Annotated in this window: 1 pseudogene; it reads left to right on the forward strand. The window is 33.7% G+C overall.

Annotated features, from left to right (window positions below):
* Positions 1–166 precede the first annotated feature (166 nt).
* A pseudogene (locus NK213_RS19785) lies at positions 167–2103 on the forward strand (hypothetical protein); the annotation flags it as partial.

Raw genomic sequence — 2103 nt, forward strand, 5'->3', positions numbered from 1 at the left:
TCTCCTAAAGAATATTTGAAAAAAATTTCATAATAGACAAGATAAATGTGTCCACATTATTGACATAAGTACAATAAAGGAAACTTCAAGAGACTTAGCCCGTACTCTGGATGACAAAGCAGGAGTAGAAAAATATACACAGGAAATAAAGAAACTAAATGAACAGTTGTACTTTGCTAATACAGGAAAAGAATATAAGAAGAAAACAGAAGAATTAACTTACAATATAAAATCGGACAATAATAAGGAAGTTTACAAAGAACTTATTCAAAATATAGAAGGGTATATAACAGCTTCCAAAGCAGACCTTGACAAAAGATACAATGAGGGACTGGATGATTATTCAACATATCTTGATAAACAGGCAAAGTTGTATGAAGGAATAGAGGATACATATGATAAGCTCGGACTATCCAATGAAAAATTAGCAGCAGTGATGGAGAAAAACAGGTTAGAACAGGAGAAAATAAGTAACAGTTTATCTGAAAAAATAAAAGAAATAATAAGAGTAGGGGAACTTACAGGGAAAACTAAAGGTGAAATAGGAAAAGAAATAGAAAGTGCCATGAAAAATACTAATGAGGGTAGAGCTAAATTAATATTTGACATGGAAAAGGCAGATCCGTGGCTTAAGGATTATGTGAAAAATATAAAATTACCAGAAGTATCATCAGTTAATCAGGAAAAAATAGTAGAACTTGAAACAAAGCAGGTAGAACTGCAACAGGAAAAAGTGAAATTAACAGAACAGGAGATTTCACAGCTACAAAAGGATAAGAAATCAGCAGAAGAATCGGTAAAAGAATATGATGCCCAAATAGTAAGACTGGAAAAGCTATTCTCAGGAAGCTCATCAGGTTTAAGGGATAAGAAGTCAGGAGAGCGTGCAAATGAAATAGAGAGGCTCTATTCTTTAAGGGAATTAGATGGAAAAAGACTAGATGATATAAATGAGAGTCTGAATTCAGGATTCAAGACAGTGACCAAAAATACAGAAGTACTGGTATCAGAAGCTAAGAGTAGTAATGTGCAGGGCAAAAAAGATGGAAACCAGCCGGATTTAATAGCAGCTGGATTTCAAAAATATAATTCCTATCTAAAAAGCTCATATAATAGTAAAACTGGAATAGATTTTAGCCAGTATGATAGCATAGAAAAAATAAAGGCATTGTATGAGGAAACTCTGAAAAAAATAGATATAGTAAAAAATAGAAAAGATAATGCTGTTAATAACTCAATGCTTGAAGCCCTGACAAAACTATCCGAATTACTAAAACCTCTATTAGGTATAGAAGCTTTAAATACGACAGATATACACAGTACAAAAATATCAGAACTTGAATCAGAGAAAAGCAGGCTAAAGTCAGAATTAAAAGCAATAGAAGATAAATATTCGAAATATACAGATAGCAGAGGTCTTGAGGGTGGAAAATTAGCAGAGCCATTAGCAAAGCGAATAGTAGAAATAGATGAGAGTATTATAAAATTAAAAGAATTTGGAACTGTAGCAGCTCAGGTATCTGAGAGTGCAGGAAAAACATCAATAGCTTTGGGAAATGTAGAAGAAAAAGTAAACGACTATATAAAAGCCGTAGAAGAGCAAAAACAGAGCGTGACAGATGAGAAAATAAAAAGAGAAGATAACAGGAAAATGGATCTCAGCGAAACATTTGAAAAAGGAATAGAAGATCTGTTTTTAAATATAAATCCACAGGGGTTACAGGAAAGTCTAATATCCGGAGTAAAAGACCTGTTTGATAAAGCAGTAACCGGAACAGATATAGGCGGTGTATACCGGGATAAATACAATGAAGCTTTTGGAAATGCTTTCAGGGAAGTAATGGCAGACTTCAAGCCAAGTGGAAATTATCTTAAGGACCAGGAGGAATATCAAAAAAGGTTTATAGAAGCTCTGAAAGAACTTGCGACAAGTTCGGATGCAGCAGTAAGAAGTATAGCCAACCTCACACTGTTTGATACAGTAAAAAATCAGTTAGATGAACTGGCAGGGCATCTATCAACAGCAGGAGAAGTATTAAAAGATGATTTTTTAAAGAATCTTGCCACAACAGTAGAAAGTTTATCAGCCTTAGCGGAAAGTCT

The organism is Sebaldella sp. S0638 (genome assembly GCF_024158605.1).
Classification (GTDB): domain Bacteria; phylum Fusobacteriota; class Fusobacteriia; order Fusobacteriales; family Leptotrichiaceae; genus Sebaldella.